Source organism: Chryseobacterium ginsenosidimutans, from assembly GCF_024807225.1.
Taxonomy (GTDB): domain Bacteria; phylum Bacteroidota; class Bacteroidia; order Flavobacteriales; family Weeksellaceae; genus Chryseobacterium; species Chryseobacterium ginsenosidimutans.
Genome location: NZ_JANUCO010000001.1, coordinates 3321762 through 3347511 on the forward strand (window position 1 = coordinate 3321762; position 25750 = coordinate 3347511).

Sequence of the window (25750 nt, forward strand, 5' to 3'; positions counted from 1 at the left end):
TAGCCATTAAATTTACAATAAATAACGAAAAGAATATCTTTAAATTTTGTTTTGCATTTATGCGTTTACTCATGAAGCACCAATATCGCCTTAACTGATTTGTTCAGTACCTCATTCACGGTACTGCTTGCAAATAAGCGGTAAATAATATTTTGGTTACGCTTTACGAGACATAGAATGTCGGTTTCATTTTGCTCTATAAAATCTATAATTTCGTTTGATGTTTTGCCATCATCATCTACGTAATTAAAATCAATTTCAACAGATGGAATCAGGTCTTTTAATTTTTTCTCTCCATTTCTGATGCTTTTTTCATCCATATCCCTCTCGGAAACATGAAGAACTTTCAGCTTTTTCGGTTTGGAGACCTTAAGAATCTGGTTTAAAGCCTTTACATCTCTTACAGATAATCTGGCGGTTTTATAATCGGTAGCTAATGTAATGATAGGATCTGTAGATAATACACTTTCTAACGGGACAATTAACGTCGGTATTCTCATTTTCGTAACCGCCATACTTGCATTACTTCCTACAATCCCTTTGATTCCTGTAGCACCGGTAATCCCCATTACTAAAAATGATACCGCATGATATTCGGTATATTTGGTGATTACGCTTCGTAGAAAACCTACATCACAGATTGTTTTAACGGGTATATCTTTATAGTCCTCATGTTGGGTGAAGGTTTCAGTCCATTCTTTTAAAGCTGATCTTTTTTTAGCATAATAATCTTCAATAAAAATAGCATTGTAAGTACTGTTGTTGATTCCCTCTGTGGGATGTATAGCGTTAATTACAGCAATTTCCATCTGCAAAATTTTAGCTAATGACAATGCGTATTTCAGAGCGTTACCCGCGCTGTTTGAAAAATCTGAGGCAACTAATATTTGTTTCATTTTTTTTCGGTTTTTAATAATGTAAATTAATCAAAAGTCTGTAATATTAAATAAACAGATGGAACAGTGTAAATAATAACAACGACAGCACTATAGAAACGGGAAGCGTAAGTACCCAAGCAAGACCAATACTTTTTAATGTTCCTTTATTCAGATTGCTTTTACCACCAGAAGCTACCATAGAACCCGCAATACCGCTTGATAAAACATGGGTCGTACTTACGGGAAGTCCCAAAAGTGTACTCATCCCGATCGTTGATGCAGCTACAATTTCACTTGAAGCGCCCTGAGCATAATTTAAATGTTCGTTACCAATTTTTTCACCAATAGTAACAGCGATTCTTTTCCACCCAATCATCGTACCCAAACCTAATGAGACCGAAATTGCGATAATCACCCAGATCGGTGCAAATTCAGTTATTTTCTTAAGTTCTGATACTTGATGAGTAAGTGCGGTGCTATTTTTTTCATCAATGACGATGGCTTTATTTTCGTTGAATGCTTTAATAGATCCTACTAAAGCTTCCACCTGCTTCCTGAATTTATAAGTTCCTTCCTTATCTTTTTCGCTTTTGAATGCAAGATGTGTTTTCACGGCTTCAATATTATCATTTAATTTGATAAATTCTGCGGCATTTTTAATATTGCTTTTTGCAACGGTTTGTAAAATACTTTCGGTCTGATTTAATGTAGAAACAATTTTATCGTTAGGAATATCATGATTTATAGCAAATCTAGCGGGAAGAAATGCAATAAGAATCAACATGAAAAGCCCCACTCCTTTTTGTCCGTCATTACTGCCATGAAAAAAGCTGACTAACGTACAGGTTGTAATTAAAATAGCTCTGATCAGTAAAGGCGGTTTATCATTTTCGCCTTCCGGAATATGAAAAAGAGCTTTATATCGAACGACATATTTAAAGAACCACATCAGTAAAACGGCCAATCCAAAACCGACAATTGGTGAAAGAATAAGTGACAGACCAATTTCTTCTGCTTTATGCCAGTTGACTCCACTACCACCATAATACCATGTAAACCCTAAACCGGCTCCGATTAATGCCCCAATTAGAGTATGAGAACTAGAGCATGGAATCCCTAAATACCACGTTCCCAAATTCCAGATAATAGAAGCCAGTAAAACCGCAAGCACCAAACTTGCACCAACGGCGATCGGAAGCGTCATTAAAGTATCCATAGGAACCAGCTTTAGAATTCCCATAGCTACGGCGATTCCGCCTGTGAAGACCCCTAAGAAATTCCAGAATCCGGACCACGGTATTGCAATAACAGGTTTAAGTGCTTTTGTATAAATAACGGTAGCCACTGCATTGGCAGTATCATGGAAGCCGTTTACAAATTCAAAAGCTACTACAGCGAGCAGGCATAGTCCGAAAACTATCACAAGACCCGTTGTTAAATCTGATTCTCCCAGAAAAGGTAGAACGTTCGTTAAAAGCATAATATATTTTTTATTTTAAATTGAATAATAATCGGAATTGTCAGGAAAATCATCACCCGAAAAAGAAGTTATCCCTGAAGACTGTGCTTTCTGAAATTGAGACTGCAGACACTCGGTAATTTTAATATCATGAGGATCATAACTTGATGGGGCATTGTTATTTTGCGCTGCAGAGATAATGTGCAAAACAGCCATTAACAGCATCAAATATTTTTTCATTACAGCAAAAATAGACAGTCTATGTTACCACAATATCAACAAACAGTTAATGTTTCATTATATTTATCTGTAAATCAATATCATACAATCGTTGAATCAATTCATTAAAGGAAATACAAAATGATATAATTAAAATCTACAATATTTCACACATATAAAGTTAATTCGTTGCTAAATAAGTAATAATTTCTAAATATTAAAAATATTTTCTTATTGCGCTATTCAAATAATAACATGCATTTTTATTCTTTCAAATTTTATACTCACTAAAGGAAGCAACCTCAATTGCATCGCTTCAATTTTAAATAATTACATGACAACAAACTTTTTTAAATATGAATAATCTACCTATTTAATTGGCTTATGACAAAAGAATTTATTTAAATAAAACACTTTCCTTATCTTTAAACTTTCAATGAAGTTTTGATGAGTAGACAAGAAGAACAGAATACAGAAATGATAAACCGACTGCAAAATATGCAGAAAGAACTGTTTATGATTTCAAATTTGAACAAAGCATTTTCTGGAGTTCTGGATAAAAATCAATTTCAAATGGTATTGAATCAAAGTTTGAAATCTGAGTTTCATTTCAATGATTTTGTCTTCATTAGAAATGTTGATCTTGGTATTGAGACCTTTTTGAGCAGTATAAAAATTGAAAATAATATTACCGAAAATTCCATTGATGCATATTTTGAAAAATGCCAGAATTCTCCCGAACCTTTATGTATTGATTTGAAAGAATTGTCTGATAATCAAACATCTACTCCATCCTATTTTCTGAGTGCTAAAAATGCAGGATTACGAATGGCTGTCGGATTTTGTCTGCCTAAAATTCTTAATGACAACAATGTACTTTTCCTTTTTTATAAAAATTATATAACTTCGGATGACTTTCCTGAAAGAATTCTAAAAGATATTGCTACACAATTGTCGATAACAATTCGTAATATTTTGATTGGTGAACAATCTAAAAACAACCAAAATACGGTTCAGGAAATCATTGAAAAACCTATTTTAGAAAAAAATAATAAAGAAGGTTTTCATGGAATAATTGGAGAAAGCGAGGGAATGAAAAATATTTTCTATAAAATCTCTCAAGTAGCACCATCGGAATCCAATGTTCTTATCGACGGCGAAACGGGTACGGGAAAAGAGCTGATCGCACAAGCCATTCACGATCTGTCTTCTTCTTCAAAAAATAAAATGATCAGAATAAACTGTGCATCGATCCCAGCAAACTTAATCGAAAGCGAATTGTTCGGTCATGAAAAAGGTAGTTTTACCGGTGCTACGGAACAACGAAAAGGGAAATTTGAACAAGCACAAAACAGCACCATTTTCCTTGATGAGATTGGAGAATTGCCCATGGAATTACAAGGAAGATTATTAAGGGTTTTACAGGAAAAAGAAGTCGAAAGGATTGGCGGAAATAAGTCTATAAAAGTGAATACAAGAGTGATTGCTGCCACCAACAGAAACCTTGAAAAAGAAGTTGCCAACGGAAATTTCCGGAGTGATCTTTTTTACCGTCTTAATGTTTTTAGGATTCATCTTCCTGCTTTGAGAGACAGAAAAACTGATATTCCTTTGCTTGCAAATCATCTTTTGCAAAAACATAATGCTAAAACGGGTAAAAAAATCAAAGGCTTTTCTCAAAAAATAATGAATGATCTGTGCGAAAATCCGTGGTACGGAAATATTCGTGAGCTTGAAAATTTAATTCAAAGAAATATTCTCACTGCAAAGGATGATACAATCCGAGAAATGGATGTTGCAAAAATCGTTATTCCACCGATTACTGATGATAATTTGGAAATCAAAACCTTACATCAAATTGAGAAGGAATATATTCTAAAAATCGTAGAAAAATGTAATGGCAAAATATCCGGTACATCGGGTGCTGCCAAATTGTTAGGATTACCACCTACAACACTCATTTCAAAAATGCAAAAATTAGGAATTCGGAAAGAACACCAATTTAATAAATCCAAATAATTATTTAAATTAAATCCTTTTTCACAACTTTCAAATGCATTTCTATCTTCCCTGAAGATACCGCCCAAAAGATCCATAATCCTAAAATAAAGATCAGCGAAACAGTCGGAATCCAAAAGGAAAATAACAACGCGATCACATAAATTGGCAGTCCGTACAAATAATTGTTATGAATTTTTCTAATCGCCTGATCTGTAATTCCGGGACGCAAAAGTTCTTTATTTTTACTGGCGAGATACCAAAGTAAATTGTAGGAAAGATTGATTAACACAAATATTCCGGTATATATTGCCACAACCACAGACGATGCTTCACCATCAAAATACTGAGCCAGCAAAGATGTCGGATATGAAACTGCAGAAACCAAAAAAAGGATCAATCCATTAGCAAATGTAATTGCTGAATTGCGGCTGTAGATTTGTTTGAAAATCTTATGATGATTGACCCACATTATAAAAATGCTGAAAAAAGAAAGGATAAATGCCATAAATACAGGCCATTGATTTTTCAGGAAAATCAACAAATCACTACCATTCTTTATCGTATCTTTTTCGGGAACATGAAGATCTAAAACCAAAAGCGTAATCGCAATTGCAAAAACTCCATCACTGAATCCTTCTATTCTGCCTGTTTCTTTTTCCATAATTGATTTTAATTTCTGTTAGAGCCTATTTAAATTTTAAATCTATTTTTAACATTAAGGAATTAAGACAATTTATCTTAAAAAACTTAATAAAAAGCAATCTATTGATTTCTTAATTACATTCAGCTTAATTAACTGAAAATCGTAATGTTAAAAACAAGAATAAACAAAGTTTATTTTAATTTAGAAAATTAAGAAAAAGGTCATAAAAAAATTATTGTATAAAATTTAAACAAGGTCTTAGTCTCGGCAATTCGAGTGAAATTTCCGTAGGATTTTATTTTAAACATAAATCAGGTCAAGATGTGAAAGCGAACTAAAGTCCGCTCCTATTGAATAAATTGATTATCAGCATTTATTTATATCCTTTATCAATCCCTAATTTCTTCATTTTGGAATAAAGCGTTTGTGCCTGAATTTTTAATAATTCAGCGGCGCCGCCACTTCCCGAAACTTTGCCATTAGAACTTTGCAGCGCATTCAAAATATGATCTCTTTCCATTTCTTCCATCGATTTTATTTCTCCTTGAGAATCTTCTGATGGTTTTTCAATAGTTTTTGGAAGATCAAAACTCTCTATTTCTGTTGTTTTGGTTAAAAGAACGCTTCTTTCTATCAAATGTTCCAGTTCACGGATGTTTCCGGGCCAATTGTAATGATAAAGCTGTTCGAAAGCGACTTCGCTGATCGAGGTGATATTTCGTCTTGAAGCTGCCGCATATTTATTCAGGAAAAAATTAGTTAACAATTCTATGTCTTCTTTTCGCTCTTTTAAAGAGGGTAATTCGATTGGGAAAACATTTAATCTGTAATATAAATCTAGTCTGAATCTTCCTTCGGCAACTTCTTTTTCCAAAGATCGATTGGTCGCAGCAACGATTCTTACATTGATTTTAATGGTTTTATTTCCGCCTAATCTTTCGATTTCCTTTTCCTGTAAAACTCTCAGTAATTTCACTTGAGAATCTAATGGCAATTCACCAATTTCATCTAAAAATATCGTTCCTCCGTTTGCCTGTTCAAATTTGCCGATTCTCAACGCATTTGCTCCCGTAAAACTTCCTTTTTCATGACCGAAAAGCTCAGATTCAATAAGAGAATGCGGTAATGCGGCACAATTTACAATCACAATCGGGCTATTTTTCCTTTCTGAAAGATTATGTACAGAATGGGCAACTTTTTCTTTCCCGGTTCCGCTTTCTCCAACCACAAGAACGGAAGTATCTGTTGGCGCAACCACTCTTATTTTCTCAATAACATCCTGAAGTAATGGGCTTTTACCAATAATTCCTTCTATCTGTTCATGAGTTTCAGATTCCTGAATTTCAGCATTTTGTTCAATATCAAAACGGTATTTTGCAATATCCAGCATCACGATAAGATCGCGCTCCCGAAAAGGTTTTACCATAAATCCGTAAGGTTGGGTTTCCTTTACCGCTTCCAGTGTAGATTGGTTGGTATTGGCTGAAATATAGAGAAAAGGCAGCTTTTTTTCGCGCAATTCCCAAGCGAGATCGATGCCTGTAAGATCGCCTTTCAGCATAATATCCAACAATATCCAATCCGGTTTTTTTTCGGCAATAGATTTCCTCGCCTGTACAACAGAAGATGCAATTCCCGTGATCTGATACCCTGCTTTCATCAGCATGATTTTAAGATCATTGGCTACGATAAATTCATCTTCTACTATTAATATTTTTTCTTTCATTACTTTTTAAAAACATCAATGTCCTTATTTTTGAACGTCGATATCTGTATTTTTTCTAAAGGTGATGGTTATTTTTAAACCGTTTTTGTTTTCCAGCGAAAAAGTTCCGTCCAGCTGATCGGTAAGACCTCTCATCAGATTCATTCCGAGAGATTCTGTTTCATCAATATTAAAATCCTGCGGAAGTCCTACTCCGTTATCAGAAATAATCAGCTCATAAAAATCTTTTTCTGTACTTTTAAAAGAAACTGTTACTTCCCCTCTTTTTTCTTCAGGAAAGGCATATTTTACAGTGTTATTCACCGCTTCATTTACAATTAAACCCATCGGAAACCGCTTGCGCTACATCCAGAAAAACTTTTTCTGTGTCTAAAACAAAATTGATGCTTTTTTCTGATGAATAACATTCTTTGATATAGCTTATTAATTCATAAATATACCAAGACATATCAATGGTCGAAAGATTGTCTGACTGGTATAATTTCTGATGAATCAGAGACATGGCGTGCATTCTGTGTTGGCTGTTTTGGATCGCCATCAACGCATCTTCATTATCAAGATAGGCAGATTGGGTATTCAGTAAACTAATGACAATCTGCAAGTTATTCTTTACTCTGTGATGAATTTCCTTCAACAGCCATTCTTTTTCTGCCAGTAATTTTTTCAGCTGTTCATTTTGTTCATCAATCTGTTTACGTTTTAATTCTAAATTTTTATTGGCATTCGTTTTAACCCTTGAACGGTTATACAACAAAGCTAAAAAGAGCACCAACGCAACCAGACTTCCTAAAAATAGATAGCGTATTACCTTTTCGTTTTCAATTTTTATTTCCTGCAACTTCCCTTGCTGCGTGAGCAGTTTGATGTTTTTGTCTTTTTTCTCTGTCTCAAATTGAAGTTCAAGCGCAGTTGACTGTTTCAGTTTTTCTAAATTAAAAATAGAATCCTTATAAACCTGATGCTGCTTTAAATGTTCGATCGCCGATTCGTATTTTTTACTTGCCTGATCCGATTGAAAAGACAAAAGTTCGATTTGTGAATAAAAGATAAGCTTATCCGATTTTTTAGCAAATTCTTTGAATCTTTCGAGATAAGCATACGTCTTTTCTACTTGCCCGGAATGTTGCAGATAGATGATAATTCCTGTTAATTTATAGAAAAGACCCACATCAGATTCCTGATATTTTTTTAGCAATTGCTCATAATAGGGTTTGGCTTTATCAGGTTGCTCAAGCATAGAATAAGAAACTACAAATATAAAAAGCTGTCTTATTTTAGTAATTTCATCCTTTGGAGGATAGCTCTTTTCGCTTCGTTTCAGCGTTCGCAACGCTGCAATATAATTTTTTTTGTGGCAGTACAGCGATGCAAGATTATACGTTATTGCATTGATATCATCTACATTTTTATTCTTTAAGGCAATATTCAACGCTTTTTCAAAATTAGCAAATGCCAAGTCAAATTTTAGAAGATCATAATAAGCAAGACCCAAATGATTGTAAATCGTACACAACTGGTAACTTGTATCGTGAACTTCTTCTGCTGTTTTTTCCGCCATCAATGCATACTTCAGAGATAGTTGTGGATTTTGTAACATCCCATAATCACCGGACATTAATGTATAAACCCCTTGAAGCTCTTTAAAACCAATCGATTTATAAATAACAACTGCATTTTCAAGAACTGTCAATGCCTTTTGGTGCTCTTCTACGAGACCGTAATAATCCGCAAGATCTTTTAAAGCATCTGCTTCTTTTCTGAGCGCTTTACTTTTTTTGTAAAGCGGAATTGCTAATTCAAGATATTTTATTTTTTCTTCAAAATCCGCTTTTTCATACCCTTTATAAGCGCAAAGTTCTTTGTAAACATCGGCAGTAAGAACAAATAAGCTGTTCTTTTTAGCATAAATAAGTGCTTCATTGGTTTTTGTTAATCCATATTTAGAATCTCCACTCTCTCTATGAATTTGTGCATCTAAAAGCATTACTTTTCCGATACCAAGTTTGTAACTTAAACTGTTACTCAACTTTTTCGCCTCTGCATTTATCTGATTCGCTTTTTCAAGATCTGCTTTAAGTTCTCGTGGTTTACTAAGATAATTATTGCTTAAAGTAAGCAATAACTCCACCTTTTGACTGTCATTTCCAGCATTAGCAATTTTCTTTTCTAATTGATCGGGATCTTCTTTAGACTGCGCCATTGCCTGAACATTTACAAGCAGAAACAACGACACCGAATATACAATACGCAAGTAGTTTTTGACAGAAATAAGAGAGGTAAAATTCATTTTTTAAAGATAATCTATATGCAAATAATTATGAAATTTTCAGATTAGTTTTTACGGTGATAATAAAAACAAATAATCATCGCCAAACCCGGAAAAACCAAGGTTACAAGACCAAATTGTTTGCCCGCATAAGCGCCTAAAAAACATCCTACCAGGAAACCTAAAATAGTAATCAGTTGTTTTTTCAAACTTACCCATGAATCCGGATCTTTAAACTTATTTTTAATTAAATTTCCAAAATCCAGCGAAGCCTGCGTCACATTTCCTGTCATCATCGTCGTTGGTCCGTGTGTTTCTTTTGCATACAACTTTCCGAAAGCATTCTGAAGTCCCATCGCAAAAACGGTAATCATCACGACTGTATACATCATCACTTCCGTGAAAACACCGTTATAACTAAGAACAGCGACTAAAATTCCGGCTAAAAAAAGAAGCAGCCCTTCCCAAAACAAAATCGTGTAATGATTGAGTACTTTTGCAGCAATTCTTCCACCAACTATGACCGCCAAAATAAACACGGGAAAAGTCAGTAGCTTTACCCATGCATTCATATCAGAACCTTTCACAAACTGGTAAGCGAAAACAATAAAGTTTCCCGTAACGTGCGCCGAAAAAATAGAACCCGCCGCCACGAAAGTTACTGTATCACAATAACCTGCAATCATCGTTAGCAATAAGGTGACGAAACCTATATTATGTTTTACTTCCATATTTTTACTTTAAATGTGAACGAAGCATCCAAGCCATTTTCTCATGAGTTTCCAATAATCCTGTAATATAATCACTCGTTCCGGAATCATGAAATTCAACAGCAAAATTTTCAATATTTTCACGAAGATGAATGATAATACTTTCGTGATCGGATAGCAATTCTTTAATATAAGTCAGGCTGTCATTACCTTCTAAATGACTTTCGGAGAGATGAGTCAACGCCAAATATTCCCTCAAAGTAGCCGGAGCATAATGTCCCAATATTCTGATTCTTTCCGCTAGATTATCAACAATTTCATCCAACTGCTCATATTGCGCTTCAAAAAACAGATGTTTGTTGTAAAAATCTGCGCCTTCTACATTCCAGTGCGCTTTTCTTGTTTTCGTATACAACACAAATTCGTCGGCTAATGTTGCTATCAATACCTCAGCAACTTTTGCTAAATTTTCTGTTTTAATTCCAATAGATGTTTTCATTTTAAATAAGATTTAATAAATAATAATCGAGTGAATATTTTCCGGCGCCCAACGCAAGAATTAACAATAAAGACAGGGTGTACATATAAGGAACGTCGCGAACTTCCAAAGAATCTTTCCTGTGAACCACGAAATAACCAATCGCTGTAACGCCAATTGTCGGCAAAACGGCGAGCCTCGTTCCCAATCCTAAAATAATTAAAAAAGGAACCACCAAATCGGAAAATGAAGCCACCAAAGCATTTATTTTATCGGGAAGTCCGAGTGGATTTGGGACGATTTCTTTCTGTCCGTTTTCTATTCTGAATTTCTTTAGTCCATGAACCCTAAACAGCTCGACAGCCAAAAGTACTCTGAAGATCAGAAAAGCAATATCGTTGAATGATGTTCCTAAATCTGAGGATAAAATTTGTTTTAAAATTTCCATAATTTATATATTTAAAAAGCGAAACAAGAACATCCGAGCGCTCCCCAAAACGAATGATAATTATTCACCGGAATATTGCTCATTCTCGCATGGTCGTGATTATGATTGTGAACATCGCAGCTTCCCGCACAACTGTGAATCTGAGAAGTCAATGGTGCTTTTAAACCTGACTTTGCATTTTTTTCAATTGCTGCCTGAAAATGTCCGCCAACAGGAGAATAGCCGTTATACAAATTCGTCGGCGACCAATCCGGAAGAATAGGAATCGAGGGTAGCGCAAATGATGAAAACTCACCTTTTGCGTAGACAATTTTTCCGTCTACAACCGTCATTTCCGCTTCGATATTTTTAATATCTTCGTCTTCAACCGTAAAATAATCTTTATCTAAAACTGCCAAATCAGCAAACATCCCCACCTGAATATCCCCTTTTTTCTGCTGTTCCTGAGAAAACCAGGCACTTCCTTTAGTGTACAATTCCAGCGCAACATTTCTGTCTAATCTGGTATCAGTATACAGCTGAAGTCCGCCAACTGTTTTCCCCACTGTCAACCAATACATCGAAACCCACGGATTGTAACTGCTTACTCTCGTTGCATCAGAACCACCACCAACAGGAACTTCCATTTCCAGCATTTTTTTGATGGGTGGTGTATTTTCAGCGGCATTTGCTCCGTATTGGTCGGTAAAATATTCTCCCTGATACGCCATTCTGCTTTGGATAGCGATTCCTCCGCCGAGCATTTTTACGCGCTCGATATTTTTTTCATCAATCGTTTCGGCATGGTCAAAAATCCAGGAAAGTCCGTTGAAAGGAATATCCTGATTTACTTTTTCAAAAACATTTAAAAATCTTGTAATACTTTCATTGTAAGTCGCATGAAGTCTGAATGGCCAACGATTCTCCACTAATAGACGAACAACTTTTTCAAGATCGGCTTCCATATTTTCAGGCAAATCGGGTCTTGGCTGAAGGAAATCTTCAAAATCTGCTGCAGAAAAAACCAGCATCTCTCCTGCTCCGTTGTGACGGTACATATCATCGCCTTGGTATAATTTTACGGTATCAATCCAGTCGCTGAAATCTTCAAACTCATTTTTTGGTTTTTGAGTGAATAAATTATACGCGATTCTTACGGTAAGCTGTTTATTTTCATTTAGTTCATTCACGACTTGATAATCGTCCGGAAAATTCTGAAAACCTCCACCTGCATCAATAACACTCGTAATTCCAAAACGGTTTAATTCTGTCATAAAATGTCTCGTAGAATTCACCTGATGTTCGTACGAAAGTTTCGGACCTTTTGCTAAAGTTGAATACAAAATCATGGCATTTGGAGTGGCAATAATCAATCCTGTAGGTTCTCCGTTGGTATCTCTTTCGATGTGTCCACCTGCAGGAGCTGGAGTATTTTTAGTAAATCCAACCGCTTTCAAAGCCGCTCTGTTCATCAAAGCTCTGTCATACAAATGAAGGATGAAAACCGGAGTTTCGGGAGCAATTTTGTTGATTTCTTCCAACGTCGGCATTCTTCTTTCCGCAAACTGAAATTCTGACCAACCACCGACCACACGAACCCACTGCGGAGAAGGAGTACGATCAACCTGTTCCTTTAACATTCTCAGCGCGTCGGCTAATGACGGAACGCCGTCCCATCTTAATTCAAGATTAAAGTTTAATCCGCCACGAATCAAATGAATATGAGAATCATTGATTCCGGGAACTACTCTTTTCTTTTTTAAATCGATAATCTTTGTCGATTCCTCTGAAAACTGGTCGACCAAACTGTCATTTCCAACGGCAATAATTTTTCCTTCTTTAATGGCAACCGCAGAAATATCCGGCGTTTCTTTATTGAAACTGTGAATTTTTCCGTTATATAAAATTAAATCTGCCTTCATCATTATTGGGCATCAAGTTTTGTAATCGCTTCTTTAATTCCACCTCCTGCAACCGTAAAAAATGAAGGTCCTGCCAATAAAATAAGTTTTTGTACGGTCAGTTTTTCAGACAAATGATTTTTATCCAAATAGGTTTGAGCTCTGTAAGCATCAAAAGCTCCCAACACAACATTTTCGGCAACCAGAGCAGTCGGAGAATCTACTCCTGCATCTTTGAGGTCGCTGGCAAAAGAAACGGTTTTCACTTTTAGCTTTAAAGCTTCTCTCATCGCCACACTTCCGACTTCTCTCATTAATTCAGCATCGAAAGAATTTCTGTTTCCCAATCCGATTAACAATAATTTTTTTGATGATAAACTTCCTTTTGGCGGAGCGATTAATAATGTTTCTAACGCATGACCTTTAAACTGTCCTTTTTTTCTGACATCGGTAATTATTCCTTTCAAAGCTTGATCCAGATGAACCATTCCGTTTAACTCGGTAGGAAGCGCAGGTGGATTGAAAATGTCGCCTTCCGTATATTCGAAAACACAGGCAATCTGTAAGTCTGCGCCTGCCGCAGAAGGTCCTTGAACAAGACCAACGATAGAAACGCCGTCCACTTTTCCCCAAGTTGTTGTGGTTTCCGATGGCTGTTTTTGTTTCAGCTGTTGTTTGCGCTGAAATAAAATTCGTTGCTGAAGTTGTCAGTATTAATGCGACAAACATCGCTTTAGACCAATTGAAATATTTTGAAATTGAATTTTGCATAATTAAATCGTTTTAATGATAATTTGGGTAAACTTTAATTTTATAGTTGGTAATCGCAAAGGCGCAAAGCTTTTTTTATGTTTTAAGGCGTAAGGATTTTATCTTTGATAAAATTTCACTCAGATTATTTTAAAAATATTTGCTTAGACCTTTGATTCTTATTTTTTATTAAATTTCTATTCTCAACGTTTGTCATCCCGTAGGAATCTAAACATAGTATTAGAAAAAATAATTGTGGAAAGATTCGAGCTGAGATCCCTTCGGGATGACAAACTTTGTGGTTATTTTTCTGCTCTTCAAATGGAAGACAGCGACATTAGCCCCGATTGTAACGACATCCTTTTTCTGAATTGGCTTTGAAAAAAAGCATAGGCGAAAAAGATATAGTGGAAAGCGGGATTAAGCTCCTTAAAATTTGAATCCTAAACGGATATTGTAAAAGACCCCGCTTTTCGCATCCGGAATAATATCCTCGATAAAAGCACCTTTTCTGAAATACTGAAGTCCACTCACCAACGAGATATATTTGCTGAAACTGTAAGTAAAATTGGTTAAATAAGCCGTCCCAATATATCTTTTGTCTGAGCTGCTTCCGGGACGATTGAGGACTCCGCTTGGTCTATAAACACCGTCATTCAGGGAATATCGCCAATTGAAAACAACATCGACCTGCATTTTAAGTTTAGATGTTAAATCCAATGTTGCATACGGATGAATATCAATTAAATTAACCGGTCCAACCTGCGGACTGAAGCCAAAATAACCGCCTTTAGGATAGAGAGGATTAAATGTATTGAGTTTTCCATCGTTCTTCGATTTGTCTCCGGAAATGTAGTCGTTGCGAAGATTAATACTTGGCTTAAACTTAACATTTTCAAACAGATAACCAATATCAACAGAGCCTGTCCACGCACTGATATTTCCTTCTCCGAAACTTCCAAATTGATAGGCTGCTTCCAGATTATAGATGAATCCGCCGCCGTATTTCCAGAATCTTCCGCCGATGGTGTGGCGTTTTTCCTTGGCTGTTCCGGCTTCAAAGACAGATTCGTCTCTTCGGATTCCGATATAGTACAGATCGAGGTTTCCGGCTTTTGGAAAGATAATTTTTGAATATAATCCCCAAAGATTCATCTGTTTCGACATTTTATTATCAAAAACTCCTGCATTAATACTGTCTGCCATCATTGCAAAAGCATCAACAGAAAAATCTTTAGCAGAATACATCACTTTAGCTCCTGTAAAAGAAAGTCTTGCGTTTGGTCCTTCTCTTACGGAAATTAATCTTCCGGAACCGTAATCCAATTCCTGTCGACCAATTCTTGAAACCAATTTTCTATTCTGATTTTTAAAAATATTGACATCAATAAAGAGATTCTGAATACTCAGCTGATCTTCATCAATTCCTCTGGATCCGTTTTTTCTTCCGTTTTGTAAAGCGCTTCTGACTTGTGAAAAAATCCTTACATTTTCGCCCAAATGCAGATCGGCATGAACATCGTATCTCTGTAGAAAAAAATTGTTGTGTCCGATATTCTGTCTTCCCCAATCTTCGTTGTTGAAATCTACATATTCATACCGTGCTTCTCCCCCGAAAGACAGATAGCTATTTTTCTTTTCATTAAGAGGAAGAAATTTAACCTTATTATAAAAAGTGTCAGAAGAATCTTTTAAATATTCATAGTTTTCATCGTATCGCAGAAGCTTGAAACTCTGAGCCGATAAACTTTGAGTACAGAAAAAGATGATACCAATGACAACTTTTAAAAACGATAGGTAATGTGCAGATTTCAACATTGAAAATTTTAGATTAATGTTGAATCATTTTGTGTGAGTATTGAATTCCCAATCCGTAAGAACCACCGTATTTTTTCATCAAATCGGTAACGGCAACGTACGTTTCCTGACGCGCCCAATCTCTCTGCAATTCTAAAATATACTGGATGGAAGTCATCGGTTTTACGCCTGCGTGAATCATTCTCTGAATGGCTCTTTCGTGTGCCTCGTCGCTTACATCGCCACAAGCATCGGTAATTACATACACATCATAATTTTCTTCCAATGCGGACAAAGCGGGTCCCACGATACAAACGCCCGTCCACAAACCAGCAAAAACCAGTTTTTGTTTCTGAGTTCCTACAATTGCTTTGTAAGCCGCTTCGTCTTCCCATGTGTTCATCGTCGTTCTGTCGATATAACCGGAAGTCGCCATTGGATATGCTTCTTCAATTTCCGGGAAAACAGGTCCTGAGAAACTTTCTTCAGCAACAGTTGTTACGATCGTCGGAACATTGAATATTTTGGAAGCTCCACAAATTACGGCAACGTTGTTACGAAGCTCGTTCATTGAAATACTTTTTGTTGCAAACGCCATTTGACCTTCAAAATCGATTAATACAAGAGCGTGATTATCCGGAGATAGTAGTTTTGGTGATGGTTTCATTTTAAGTTATTTTTTTGTTGTTATTTTAGTTTAATAGAAAATTATTGCTTTAAAAATTTGATGAATTCAGCATTGAATTTATCTTTCTCTTCAATAAAAGAAGCGTGACCGCTCTTCTCAAAAGGAATTAATTGTGAACCTGCAATCGCTTTATGCATTTGTTCAGCCAATTCATAAGAAACAATTTTGTCCTGTTTTGCGTGAAGAATAAGGGTTGGAATTTTAATTTTTGGCAGATCTCCTCTCAGATCTTCATCTCTCAAAGCGATAAGTGCCTGCTCCATTGCATAAGCAGAAGACTGCATCTCGATGCTTCCCAACCAAGCGCCAATTCCAGGTGAAACTGAAGTTGCAGATAAAACAAATTTTTCTCCTACAGCATTTAGCAATGCAGGTCTGTCATTATTATTGAGCTCGATCCATTGGGTAATATCTTCTTTCTTAAACAATGGATAAGGATAATCGGATCTTTTGGTGTGTAAAGGTGCAGCAGCAGAGAACAATGCCAATTTGCTGACGTGCGCGCTATTATATTTTGCAACGTAATGCAATGCTATGGCACCGCCCATCGAATGTCCAGCTAAAGTTGCATCTTTGATGTCTAATTTGTCTAAAACAGTTTTGATATCGGAAGCAAATTGATCGTAATCATACTTTCCATAAGGTTTGTCTGACTGTCCGAATCCTCTCAAAGTGATCCCTATAACACGATATCCTGCTTTGATTAAGGGATGATATTGATATTCCCAAGAGGCATCACTCAAAGGATAACCGTGAATTAAAACAACCGTTTTTCCTTCGCCAAGGTCGGTAATGTGAAGTCTTACGTTGGGTTCAACTTCAATATATTCGGCTCTCGCTTTTGTTGATTTTCCTGTATTTTGTGCCTGAACATTGGTAACGAATACTGTAGCTAATAAAGCCGCAGTACCAAGAATTGATTTTAATTTCATGATATTACATATAAAGGTTGATATTTGACAGATTTATTTTAAAAATGTCAGAGGTAATTAAGTAAGTTTTAAAATGGAATTTTCAAATCAGCTGCCCCTTACTCTAATATAATTTCAATTTATAAAAGAGACAGCAGATTCAAAAAAGAAGAATTTTATCTTTTCAATAAGTATTTATGCTCACCTTCCAATACAAGTTCAGATTTTTGGTTATAGATCGTCACTTTTGTGGTAACGACACCTTTATCTCCTTGTGGCGTAAGATCTGTAATCGTGAGCGAAGAATACAATGTATCACCGGAATGAACTTCCTTCAAAAAGCTACACGAAAGCTCCAGAAAACTGATGAAAATATTTCCAAAATAATGAGGCAGCAAAGTCGCTCCGGGAGCGGTAAATGCCAAAACCTGTAATCCGTGGACAACCGGCGCTTCGTGGCCGTATCTTTTCGCATATTCTGCATCGTAATGAATGGGATGATTATCACACGAAACCGTTTGAAAAGCCGATGCATGAGCGTCCGTCAATGTTCTGCTCGGTGCCCGGAAAACTTCTCCGATAACCAATTCATCAAAAGTACGAGCCTTTACGATAGCGAAATCTTTAGGATTAAATGCTGATTCGTTTGTATTTGAATTTTCCATAAAAACTTTTTTGAGTTAGAATATTTTTAAATGGAATTTATTCGGTAATGAAAGCTAATAAATCATTGTTGATCGTTTCTGCATGTACAGTCGGCATTCCATGAGGGAAACCTGGGTAAGTAATTAGTTTACCATTTTTTAATAATTTAATTGATTTTAGAGCTGCATTCTGGTAAGGAACAATCTGGTCATCTTCCCCATGAAGAACCAAAACCGGAATATCAACCGCTTGTAAGTCTTCTCTAAAATCGGTTTCAGAAAACGCTTTAATGCCTTCGTAATGAGCCACGATACCTCCCATCATTCCCTGTCTCCACCAATTTCTCTGTACACCTTCTTTTACAACCGCACCTTCTCTGTTGTATCCGTAGAAAGGAATTGTCAAATCGATGTAAAACTGCTGTCTGTTGTTCAACGTCTGATCTCTGATCCCGTCGAAAACTTCCATCGGTACACCGTCCGGATTGCTGTCACTCGCTACCATAATTGGCGGAACAGCACTGATTAAAACTGCTTTTTTGGCTCTTCCGTTGGCATATTTGTTCACGTAACGAATTACTTCACCACCACCTGTTGAGTGTCCGATGTGAATAACGTCTTTCAAATCAAGGAATTCTACCAATTCAACTGCGTCGGAAGCATACTGTTCTATAGTGTGACCATAAATATCCTGGCTGGATCTTCCGTGACCTCTTCTGTCATGCGTTACAACTCTGTAACCTTTCTGTAAGAAGAAAATTACCTGTGCATCCCAATCGTCAGATGATAAAGGCCATCCGTGGTGAAACATCAATGTTTGTCCTTTTCCTTGATCTTTGTAGAAAATCTCTGTTCCGTCTTTCAATTTTAGTGTACTCATTGTTTTATTTTTTTTGATTAATAATTAAATTCATAACATTAATTTCAAAAAACAGCCCAAATAAATAAATCACTGATTTACAGATTATTAAATTTCAAATCATTAATTTTCCATTACGGTATTTCGTAAATTTATTACGGCTTTATGATAAACTATCTATATTTTGATTAATTTTTAAAATTCTGACTGAAATAAAATTCTTAAAATGATTATACGATAGCATTATCATTGACCTTATATCAATAAAATTTCTGTGGCTTCTGTTGTTGATTTGATCTTCAAATCTGAAAAAACCTTTTCTTGTTTCCTCTTGCTAATCTTTGATTTTCCCGCTTCCTGTAGCGATTTTTTATAGAAAAATATAGGGGAGCAGTCAATTAGAAAATGACTTGCAAATACGCATTTAGAATGAGTATTGATCAATTCTTTAGATTAAACCTAATGAAAAATCCCTTCAATAAATCTATTGAAGGGATTTTTACTAGTGACCCCAGTGGTGCATTTTTCGAACAAGTTTGTAGAAGATTTGAATAAACTTATAGCTCTTACAAGGTTATTAATCATCATATGACGATTCTGAGAAATATTTTATATTACAAAATATTATGAGAGCTATTATGGGCGGTTTATATTAATTTTCAAAATATAGATGATTATTGTAAACTCCATTCTTACACGATCCTAGCAATTTGCGTTCGCTAATTGTTAAGATTTGTCACGGATTACAAATCCGCGACATCGTGGTACTATCGCGTAAAGAGCCGAAAATTAGGAAGTTGACACTAACATAACATCTTCTATTTCCCAATAATTATCATGCAATCTTAGTTTAAATATAGCATTTCTACCGTAATAATCTTTTTTTATACGATGGTCAACAAAAACTAATGCTGTTCTTTTAGAAGGATCAAATACAATCTCTGAAAAATAGACAACACCTATCTCACATTCATTTGTATGTTTATCATACTCTGCCAGATCTAGGACTTTTGCGGTACACAAATTAAATTGATTTGCTTTTATAGAACTTCGTGTACTTAATTTTTTAATAATATCTGTATTACTGGAAAATTCTTTTAAAAGCTCCTTCGTACTTTTTATGTCATTTATATGAGCTTCGGGATGACCTGTAATAAAGTTTTTACTACTTGTAGCAAAATATGTATTTTTACGTTTAGTAGAATCTATATACAAATTGCAAAATTTTTCAGGATGATTAAAAATTTCGTTGTGCACTTTTGTCTTCTCTTCGATATATAAATCATCATCATGAACTCTTAAACTATCAAAATATCTTTTTTCACCTAAATAGTCTTCTCTAAAAAAATAAGGTATCAACTGATCTGTTAAATCATTATATAGTTTTACATTAGTATCGGTTGATTGACTTACACATTTCTTCATTTCCTCCTTACAATTCGTAAGTAATAAAGAGGATAATAAAATTATAACTATTTTAGTTTTAAAATTCATATTGTTTAGGGATTTTGGGTTAATAACATGGTCTTACTCGCAAATTATCTTTTGGTTTTTTATAATTATCTAAAATAGATGGCATTTTTTGTGATTTTAAGTCCCTGATTTGACGTTGTTGCCTAAAATCTTTTGCAGCATTATTCCTTCTAATTCCATCAAACTTTTCACTAATTATATTACGATCAGACTCAGAAAATTGAGTATCTGTTCCAAAATAAACAGCTTCCCAATTATCTCCTGCATCTCCAATACCACTTTTTGATTTAAAACTCGTCTTAAAAAGTGGGTCAGATTCCTTGGAATGATGGTCAATTGCATAGTCTGCCCAATGACCACCTTCATGAATTATTATTTCTGCTAAATTATCAATATACTTGTTATTTCCTTTATTTTTTGAAACCGTATTTACTACGCCAGAATCTATTGTAATAACATCGGGATTCTCTCGATCAAATTGCGCCAAATCAAGTAAACTTTCATTCATTATAACAGTGGGTCCATCTTCATCTGTGATCATTTTCAGTATCATTTTATCATCGGCAACAATACATTTTAATGTTCCAAGAAAACCTTAGTAATTTGTAAGAGGTATCATTACTAAAAATTATTAGTTTTTATTTCGAACCTAAATTTACTAAAAAACTAAAAAAGATTAATCTGGATTATTCTGGAATCAAAAACAAAAAAAAATGGCTCAATTTGAATTAAATTGGAGCCATTTGGGTGTTTGTGACTTCGGAGGGGTTCGAACCCCCAACCCTCGGAGCCGAAATCCGATATTCTATCCAGTTGAACTACGAAGCCGGTTGGTGTTTAAAAGCTTTAGAGTAAGAGAGTTTTAACAATGTATTTTAAGATCAATACACAATCACTAAAACTCTCTTACACTCAAACTCTAGAATGTTATTTTAACTCCTCCCAAAACCTGTGCACCAAGAACTTTATAGCCTTTGTACGTTTGGTATTTTGAGCTTAGAAGATTATTTCCGAGTGCGAAAATACTTAAATTTTTGTGAATTTTATACTCTGCCGAAAGGTTTACATCTGCATACCCCCCAACTTTATCATTGGTATTCTCGGTAGACTGGTACATCATGGGACTCCCAACTCCCTCAATCATAAAGGAATTCGTCGTTCTGTCGCTTGCAAAAATCCCTTTGAAACCTAGTAATAATTTTTGATCCAACATGGTATATTTTGCTCCGATACTTGCCGTAAGTAAGGGTACATTATAGATATCTTCGTAATTCTTTAAGTCAAACTTGGTGAATTTAACCTCTGTATCCAACACTAAATTCGCCAAAGGAAAATATTGTAAGCTTCCTTTGATGTCACCAACATTTCCATCATCATAAATTGCCGAGAATGTATTGGCAAAATTATATGCAGAACGGTTTAGCGTGTAATTAGTATCAAATAAATCATTTGCCTTAAAGAACATAATATCCTTCATTTTTCCGTATCCTGCAGAAACATCGTATTTGAAAGTTTCATCGATATCCCCTCTCAAACCTACATAAAAATGATATTTTGTTTCAGTGGGTCTCAAATATTGGTCAGAAACAATGAACGGATTTTGTTGTAATAGATCGCTGTATGTATTTAATTTTAAACCTCCGTCAACACCTCCGTAAAATTTAAATTCTTTTGCCGCTGCAAACTGAAATTCAGCTTCCGGAAACCAATAGGTTTTATTGTTTTTCATTTGCTCAGCCATCAAATCGTTCTGATTTTTTGCATTCAGGAAAGAAAATGATGAACCTAACATTAAATAAGATTCTCCCTTTCTGAACGTAACTTTCGGAGCTAAACTTGTATTAACAAAGTTAGACGTATTTTTATCTCTTATCGCAAATTCACTCTTTACAGCTTCCAAACCAATACCCAGATCAGCATTCAGATTAATTCCTGATTTTCCGATTTCTACCGCGTGTTTAGACAAATTCGCCAATACGGAAACCTGATTTTCCTGCGCATCAAAATGATCTTTTAAGAATGAAGATTTTACGCGTATATCATTTAAAATTTCATTAGAATAGAAATCGTAATATCCGTTTACTTTAAACTGATTCACTCTTTGATCCAAATCGACATCTCCCGGTTCCAATGCATAAATACCGTAATAATTATAGCTGTTTAAGCCATATTCAGCATTTAAATTGAATTTCCCTTTATCTCCATAAGAATTAAGGAAAGCGCCCAATGTGGTCGAACTTTGTTTAGAATCCCAAGGATATTCTTTTTTCAGACCTTGAGTCGAAAGGAAATGGACATCTGCTCCCACTTCGATCTTATTTTGCAACGTCTTCGAAATATTAGCATCACCCAAGATTTTTCCATAATTACCCATCCCGAATTGAAGGTAATTATTCTGAGTTGATCCCTGAAACTTCGGAGTTACATCCTGCCCCTGAATCGTTGAAGTTTTGAAATCCGAAACCGCAGGAACATCTGTAATATTATATTGTACAGGGTTTTGCGATTTCTCTTCCGGTGGATAATTTTTAATGGTTTCCACAGAAGTTTTCTTTTTTTCGATCTTTTTTACTTCCGGTTCTCTTTTTTTATTAAGAACCAGTTTTTCTTCTTTAATTTGAGAAAACGCGACCGACGAAATCCCTAAGAATATGATGGATAATAATTGAATTCTTTTGTTCATTATTTTTTGTATTTAAGTATTTAGTAAAAAATATTCATGATTTTTATTTTAAATCTTAATATTTTACATTAATACGTTACTACATTTTATTTTTTAATCGACTTCTTCACTTCTTTCGCTTCTGCAACAATATCAGGGAAATCTTTATAGTTTTCAATGATCTGATCACAAGTATAGCTCGCCTGATAATTATCTTTTAGGCCTACATAATTTTTCGCAAGTAAAACAAGAGCTTTTGCACCCCAATATTCTTCTGAAGCGTAATTATTTGATAATTTAAAGATCGTTTCATTAGAAGATTTAAAGGCTTTTCCTTTATTTTGATAGAATGCTTTTGCGTAGAAAGCTTCTGCCGCCACCGACGTGTTGGAAGACTTTTCAAGAGAAGTATAAGCAGTTTGTGCATCCTTATCTTTCCCAGAATTCATCAGACTTCTCGTCTTAATTACTTTTGCAGTTTCAATGACTGCCGCAGAGTTTTTATTGTTTGCAATTACTGCATCTGCCAATTTTTCAGCCTGTGAGAAATTCTTTTCGTCTGCATATAACTTCATTAATTCTACATTGGCGTAATTTTTAACGTTTACGTCAGAAGAATTTTTGATGTTTTCCAAATATTTTCTGGCTTCCGTAGTATCTCCCTGCGCAATGTAAATTTGAGCCAAACGAGTCTGTGCATCATCCTGATAATCATTCTGAACATTGCCAACTTCCTGTAAAACTAACAATGCTTTTGTTGTATTTTTTGTTTGATAATAACTTTCTCCAAGCTCGTACTTAGCCTGATAAAGTCCTTCTCCTGTTGGGTTTTGCGTTAAATATTTCTCGTAATAAGAAATCGCATTTTTATAATCTTTCTTCGTGAAATATTGTTTTGCCGTTGACAGATTAATTTCGTCAATTTCTGCAGCATCAACATTTACACCTATATTTTTAGCAAAATTTTCATAGCCTGCAACATCGCCGTTTTTCGTGAAAATTGGTTTTGCAGCCTGAACGATTTTTTCTGCGTAAGCCGTATTTTTGTATTGATCACCAAGACTTTTCAACTCAGATAATGCTTTATCGCTTTGATTCTGATCGATATAATTCTGAGCTCTGTAAATGGAAGCATTCGCTACCAAATCTTTATCAGATGAAGTTTTAATGACTTTATTAAAGAAATCGTTCGAATTCGAAAAATCATCCTGAGCTGCATAAGCCGTTCCCATTTCGTACTGAGCATCGTCTAAATAATCAGAACCCGGATATTTTGATAAAAGATTTTTTAAATTGGTAATTTTCGCCTGAGTATCACCTTTAAATCCTAAAGCCATCGCTTTTTGGTATAAAGTATAATCTGTCGCGTCTTCGTTTTTGTCGTAGATCGCAATCGCTTCATTCAGATTATTATTCGCATAATTAATATCTGCCAAACGAAGTTCTGCATCATTTTTAAACTCAGATTTCGGATTCGTTAAATATTGTTTGAAATACGTTTCCGCCTGATCGAATTTTTTAGATTTAAAATAAGCATATCCTAAATCGTAAGGCAACTGTTGTTTTTCAGGGAAAGTTTCGGTCAGCAATTTTTCGTAACGAACGATTGCAGACGGATAATTTCCTTTCTGATAATACACTTGTCCTAGCCAATATAAAGCTCTGTTGTTGAATTCTTTATTGATATTAAATCCTAAACTTCTCAGGAAATATTGTTCTGCTTCATCGTAATTCCCTTTGTTAAATTCTTCGGTTCCTAATAAATAAGAAACTTCCTGATCCACTTTATCAATGTCAGGAGAAGAATTTTTAAGCCTGTCGATCGCTTTTAATGTTTCCTTATAATTACCCGAATACAGATAAGATTTCACCAAAAGTGATCTCATTTCTGCTCCATTCGAATCATTCGGATATTCATTAATATAATTTTGAATAACTGTCGATGCGCTTTCAAACGGATTTCCGATGTCGTAGCTTAATTTTGCATATTGTTCGTGCGCCAGTTTCTTCACATTGGCATCATATGTCATCTGATAAGACGAACGGAACGCAGAAAGTGCTTCTTGCTTTTTACCAACCGCCAAATAAGCATTTCCAAGTTGATAATACGCATTTTGAGCCAACGCAGAATTGCTGTTCAATAATTGATTGTAATAAGAAACCGCTTCATCATATTTTTTAAGCTGAGCTGCGACAAATCCCATCTCGTAAAGGTCATTTTCAGACGGATTCTGCTGAACGCTCAGATAATCCTTTAAATGAGGATATGCCGAAGTATAATCACTTTTCATGAAATAACTTTCACCAATGATCTTGTGAACCTCAGCTTTATAAGCATCAGAAATATCTTCATTAAGCAAAGCAGTTCCTTCCGAAATCGCCTTGTCATAATCCTTATCATTATAATACATTTGTACATAATAAGGACGCACCAGCTTAGAATATTTCGGCTGATCTTTTACAGAATCAAAATATTTAAAAGCCTTATCATTCTGTCTGTTAGAATAATACAAATGTCCCAACATATAAGCAATATCGCCTTTCTGAGATTCGTCCGCTGTTTTGTAAGCTTCTTCCAGTGCATCAGTTGCCCCTTTAGAATCGCCCATCATAAATTTGGCATAACCCAATTTCAAGATGTATTGCGTATTTTCTTCTTTTGAAAGTTGATATTGGTTTACTTTTTTCAAAGTTTCCAAGGCTTTCGGGAAATCTTTTTTAGCCAGATAATAATCAGCCAACGGAAGATTTGCCTGAGCAAAATAGGCAGAATTCGGATATTCTTTCATGAAAGCGGTTAACCCTTCTTCAGCATGATTTTTCTGAAGAATAACCCCGATCACGTTATCAAAAAACTGCGCAGCTTCTTTCCTCGACCTCGACAAATTCTGATTATAGAAATATTGTCTTGCGTATTCGTATTGGGAAGCGTTGTATATTTTGGTCTGATACAGATTTTCAGCCAGATTGAATCTGTAATTTTCTTTTTGTGTAAAGTATTGTGACTGTTGTGCTTCGGAAACCCCGAAATAAAACACTGCAGCCGCTAAAAGTATTTTTTTTGATCTCATTAATATCAAATTTTAAAATGTTTGAGCCTCAAAAACAAGGCCATAAATTTTAAATTTAACGTGAATTTTATCCACATTTTATCAACGAAAATATTGAAAAGATATTGTATAAACAAGCCTTTTAACATAATGTTAATAACTATAATCTTTTTTAAGACTTCTTAACTTTTTGATAAGAAACCTTAAG

22 protein-coding genes and 1 tRNA gene are annotated in these 25750 nt (G+C 35.1%); 1 reads left to right on the forward strand and 22 read right to left on the reverse strand.

Features of this window, described 5'->3' with window-relative positions; genetic code table 11:
- Nucleotides 1-65: 65 nt before the first annotated feature.
- Genes J3D55_RS15560 through J3D55_RS15570 form a run of 3 tightly spaced genes read right to left on the reverse strand, consistent with a single transcriptional unit; the run spans nt 66 to nt 2577 of the window.
- The gene (locus J3D55_RS15560; protein ID WP_259132412.1) at nt 66-896 is read right to left on the reverse strand and encodes a universal stress protein; all 831 of its coding nucleotides are present in this window, start codon (nt 894-896) and stop codon (nt 66-68) included.
- A gap of 46 nt (nt 897-942) precedes the next feature.
- Entirely contained in the window at nt 943-2358 is a 1416-nt protein-coding gene (locus J3D55_RS15565) for an inorganic phosphate transporter (RefSeq protein WP_259132413.1), read from the reverse strand.
- A gap of 15 nt (nt 2359-2373) precedes the next feature.
- Nucleotides 2374-2577, reverse strand: coding sequence for a hypothetical protein (locus tag J3D55_RS15570; RefSeq protein WP_259132414.1), 204 nt, complete (start codon nt 2575-2577; stop codon nt 2374-2376).
- Between the two features lie 426 nt (nt 2578-3003).
- Between J3D55_RS15570 and J3D55_RS15575 the strand changes: the two genes are divergently transcribed.
- Nucleotides 3004-4575, forward strand: a complete 1572-nt coding sequence (locus J3D55_RS15575; RefSeq protein WP_259132415.1) for a sigma-54 interaction domain-containing protein — start codon at nt 3004-3006, stop codon at nt 4573-4575.
- A gap of 4 nt (nt 4576-4579) precedes the next feature.
- Here the strand turns inward: J3D55_RS15575 and J3D55_RS15580 are convergent, their stop codons facing one another.
- From J3D55_RS15580 to J3D55_RS15670, 19 genes are all read right to left on the reverse strand, one after another.
- Nucleotides 4580-5218, reverse strand: coding sequence for a TMEM175 family protein (locus tag J3D55_RS15580; RefSeq protein WP_259132416.1), 639 nt, complete (start codon nt 5216-5218; stop codon nt 4580-4582).
- A 355-nt stretch (nt 5219-5573) separates the two neighbouring features.
- Nucleotides 5574-6926: a sigma-54-dependent transcriptional regulator gene (locus tag J3D55_RS15585; RefSeq protein ID WP_259132417.1), complete on the reverse strand. Its 1353-nt coding sequence runs from the start codon at nt 6924-6926 to the stop codon at nt 5574-5576.
- Between the two features lie 24 nt (nt 6927-6950).
- A complete protein-coding gene (locus tag J3D55_RS15590; protein ID WP_259132418.1) occupies nt 6951-7253 on the reverse strand; it encodes a sensor histidine kinase in 303 nt (100 codons plus the stop codon).
- Nucleotides 7234-9213 (reverse strand): histidine kinase dimerization/phosphoacceptor domain -containing protein, encoded by a 1980-nt coding sequence (locus J3D55_RS15595; protein ID WP_259132419.1) that lies wholly within the window; start codon nt 9211-9213, stop codon nt 7234-7236. The genes J3D55_RS15590 and J3D55_RS15595 overlap by 20 nt, the downstream gene beginning before the upstream one ends.
- Before the next feature lie 44 nt (nt 9214-9257).
- A complete protein-coding gene (locus J3D55_RS15600; protein WP_259132420.1) occupies nt 9258-9923 on the reverse strand; it encodes a YoaK family protein in 666 nt (221 codons plus the stop codon).
- A gap of 4 nt (nt 9924-9927) precedes the next feature.
- The gene (locus J3D55_RS15605) at nt 9928-10401 is read right to left on the reverse strand and encodes a Dps family protein (protein ID WP_259132421.1); all 474 of its coding nucleotides are present in this window, start codon (nt 10399-10401) and stop codon (nt 9928-9930) included.
- A 1-nt stretch (nt 10402) separates the two neighbouring features.
- A complete protein-coding gene (locus J3D55_RS15610) occupies nt 10403-10828 on the reverse strand; it encodes a DoxX family protein (protein ID WP_259132422.1) in 426 nt (141 codons plus the stop codon).
- A gap of 11 nt (nt 10829-10839) precedes the next feature.
- A complete protein-coding gene (locus J3D55_RS15615; RefSeq protein WP_259132423.1) occupies nt 10840-12732 on the reverse strand; it encodes an amidohydrolase in 1893 nt (630 codons plus the stop codon).
- Nucleotides 12732-13331 (reverse strand): M17 family peptidase N-terminal domain-containing protein, encoded by a 600-nt coding sequence (locus J3D55_RS15620; protein WP_259132424.1) that lies wholly within the window; start codon nt 13329-13331, stop codon nt 12732-12734. Before J3D55_RS15620 ends, J3D55_RS15615 begins: the two co-directional genes overlap by 1 nt.
- Before the next feature lie 556 nt (nt 13332-13887).
- The gene (locus J3D55_RS15625; RefSeq protein ID WP_259132425.1) at nt 13888-15276 is read right to left on the reverse strand and encodes an alginate export family protein; all 1389 of its coding nucleotides are present in this window, start codon (nt 15274-15276) and stop codon (nt 13888-13890) included.
- Between the two features lie 13 nt (nt 15277-15289).
- Nucleotides 15290-15922, reverse strand: a complete 633-nt coding sequence (locus tag J3D55_RS15630; RefSeq protein ID WP_259132426.1) for a hydrolase — start codon at nt 15920-15922, stop codon at nt 15290-15292.
- A gap of 41 nt (nt 15923-15963) precedes the next feature.
- Nucleotides 15964-16875: an alpha/beta fold hydrolase gene (locus J3D55_RS15635; RefSeq protein ID WP_259132427.1), complete on the reverse strand. Its 912-nt coding sequence runs from the start codon at nt 16873-16875 to the stop codon at nt 15964-15966.
- Nucleotides 16876-17030: 155 nt separating this feature from the next.
- Nucleotides 17031-17519 carry a MaoC family dehydratase gene (locus tag J3D55_RS15640; protein ID WP_259132428.1) on the reverse strand — a complete coding sequence of 163 codons (489 nt, stop codon included), beginning with the start codon at nt 17517-17519 and terminating at the stop codon, nt 17031-17033.
- A gap of 37 nt (nt 17520-17556) precedes the next feature.
- Nucleotides 17557-18378 carry an alpha/beta fold hydrolase gene (locus tag J3D55_RS15645; protein WP_259132429.1) on the reverse strand — a complete coding sequence of 274 codons (822 nt, stop codon included), beginning with the start codon at nt 18376-18378 and terminating at the stop codon, nt 17557-17559.
- Nucleotides 18379-19146: 768 nt separating this feature from the next.
- The gene (locus J3D55_RS15650) at nt 19147-19851 is read right to left on the reverse strand and encodes a hypothetical protein (protein ID WP_259132430.1); all 705 of its coding nucleotides are present in this window, start codon (nt 19849-19851) and stop codon (nt 19147-19149) included.
- Nucleotides 19852-19870: 19 nt separating this feature from the next.
- Entirely contained in the window at nt 19871-20383 is a 513-nt protein-coding gene (locus J3D55_RS15655) for a hypothetical protein (RefSeq protein ID WP_510185685.1), read from the reverse strand.
- A 201-nt stretch (nt 20384-20584) separates the two neighbouring features.
- Nucleotides 20585-20658, reverse strand: a tRNA-Arg gene (locus J3D55_RS15660).
- A 91-nt stretch (nt 20659-20749) separates the two neighbouring features.
- Nucleotides 20750-22513: a TonB-dependent receptor gene (locus J3D55_RS15665; protein WP_259132432.1), complete on the reverse strand. Its 1764-nt coding sequence runs from the start codon at nt 22511-22513 to the stop codon at nt 20750-20752.
- A gap of 86 nt (nt 22514-22599) precedes the next feature.
- Complete coding sequence (locus J3D55_RS15670; RefSeq protein WP_259132433.1) at nt 22600-25563, reverse strand: tetratricopeptide repeat protein; 2964 nt, start codon at nt 25561-25563, stop codon at nt 22600-22602.
- Nucleotides 25564-25750 lie beyond the last annotated feature (187 nt).

Excerpts from the sequence above, each read along its gene's own strand:
- J3D55_RS15560 (WP_259132412.1), bottom strand. The coding sequence starts at position 896 with ATGAAACAAATATTAGTTGCCTCAGATTTTTCAAACAGCGCGGGTAAC.
- J3D55_RS15565 (WP_259132413.1), bottom strand. The coding sequence starts at position 2,358 with ATGCTTTTAACGAACGTTCTACCTTTTCTGGGAGAATCAGATTTAACA.
- J3D55_RS15570 (WP_259132414.1), bottom strand. The coding sequence starts at position 2,577 with ATGAAAAAATATTTGATGCTGTTAATGGCTGTTTTGCACATTATCTCT.
- J3D55_RS15575 (WP_259132415.1), top strand. The coding sequence starts at position 3,004 with ATGAGTAGACAAGAAGAACAGAATACAGAAATGATAAACCGACTGCAA.
- J3D55_RS15580 (WP_259132416.1), bottom strand. The coding sequence starts at position 5,218 with ATGGAAAAAGAAACAGGCAGAATAGAAGGATTCAGTGATGGAGTTTTT.
- J3D55_RS15585 (WP_259132417.1), bottom strand. The coding sequence starts at position 6,926 with ATGAAAGAAAAAATATTAATAGTAGAAGATGAATTTATCGTAGCCAAT.
- J3D55_RS15590 (WP_259132418.1), bottom strand. The coding sequence starts at position 7,253 with ATGGGTTTAATTGTAAATGAAGCGGTGAATAACACTGTAAAATATGCC.
- J3D55_RS15595 (WP_259132419.1), bottom strand. The coding sequence starts at position 9,213 with ATGAATTTTACCTCTCTTATTTCTGTCAAAAACTACTTGCGTATTGTA.
- J3D55_RS15600 (WP_259132420.1), bottom strand. The coding sequence starts at position 9,923 with ATGGAAGTAAAACATAATATAGGTTTCGTCACCTTATTGCTAACGATG.
- J3D55_RS15605 (WP_259132421.1), bottom strand. The coding sequence starts at position 10,401 with ATGAAAACATCTATTGGAATTAAAACAGAAAATTTAGCAAAAGTTGCT.
- J3D55_RS15610 (WP_259132422.1), bottom strand. The coding sequence starts at position 10,828 with ATGGAAATTTTAAAACAAATTTTATCCTCAGATTTAGGAACATCATTC.
- J3D55_RS15615 (WP_259132423.1), bottom strand. The coding sequence starts at position 12,732 with ATGATGAAGGCAGATTTAATTTTATATAACGGAAAAATTCACAGTTTC.
- J3D55_RS15625 (WP_259132425.1), bottom strand. The coding sequence starts at position 15,276 with ATGTTGAAATCTGCACATTACCTATCGTTTTTAAAAGTTGTCATTGGT.
- J3D55_RS15630 (WP_259132426.1), bottom strand. The coding sequence starts at position 15,922 with ATGAAACCATCACCAAAACTACTATCTCCGGATAATCACGCTCTTGTA.
- J3D55_RS15635 (WP_259132427.1), bottom strand. The coding sequence starts at position 16,875 with ATGAAATTAAAATCAATTCTTGGTACTGCGGCTTTATTAGCTACAGTA.
- J3D55_RS15640 (WP_259132428.1), bottom strand. The coding sequence starts at position 17,519 with ATGGAAAATTCAAATACAAACGAATCAGCATTTAATCCTAAAGATTTC.
- J3D55_RS15645 (WP_259132429.1), bottom strand. The coding sequence starts at position 18,378 with ATGAGTACACTAAAATTGAAAGACGGAACAGAGATTTTCTACAAAGAT.
- J3D55_RS15650 (WP_259132430.1), bottom strand. The coding sequence starts at position 19,851 with ATGAATTTTAAAACTAAAATAGTTATAATTTTATTATCCTCTTTATTA.
- J3D55_RS15655 (WP_510185685.1), bottom strand. The coding sequence starts at position 20,383 with ATGATACTGAAAATGATCACAGATGAAGATGGACCCACTGTTATAATG.
- J3D55_RS15665 (WP_259132432.1), bottom strand. The coding sequence starts at position 22,513 with ATGAACAAAAGAATTCAATTATTATCCATCATATTCTTAGGGATTTCG.
- J3D55_RS15670 (WP_259132433.1), bottom strand. The coding sequence starts at position 25,563 with ATGAGATCAAAAAAAATACTTTTAGCGGCTGCAGTGTTTTATTTCGGG.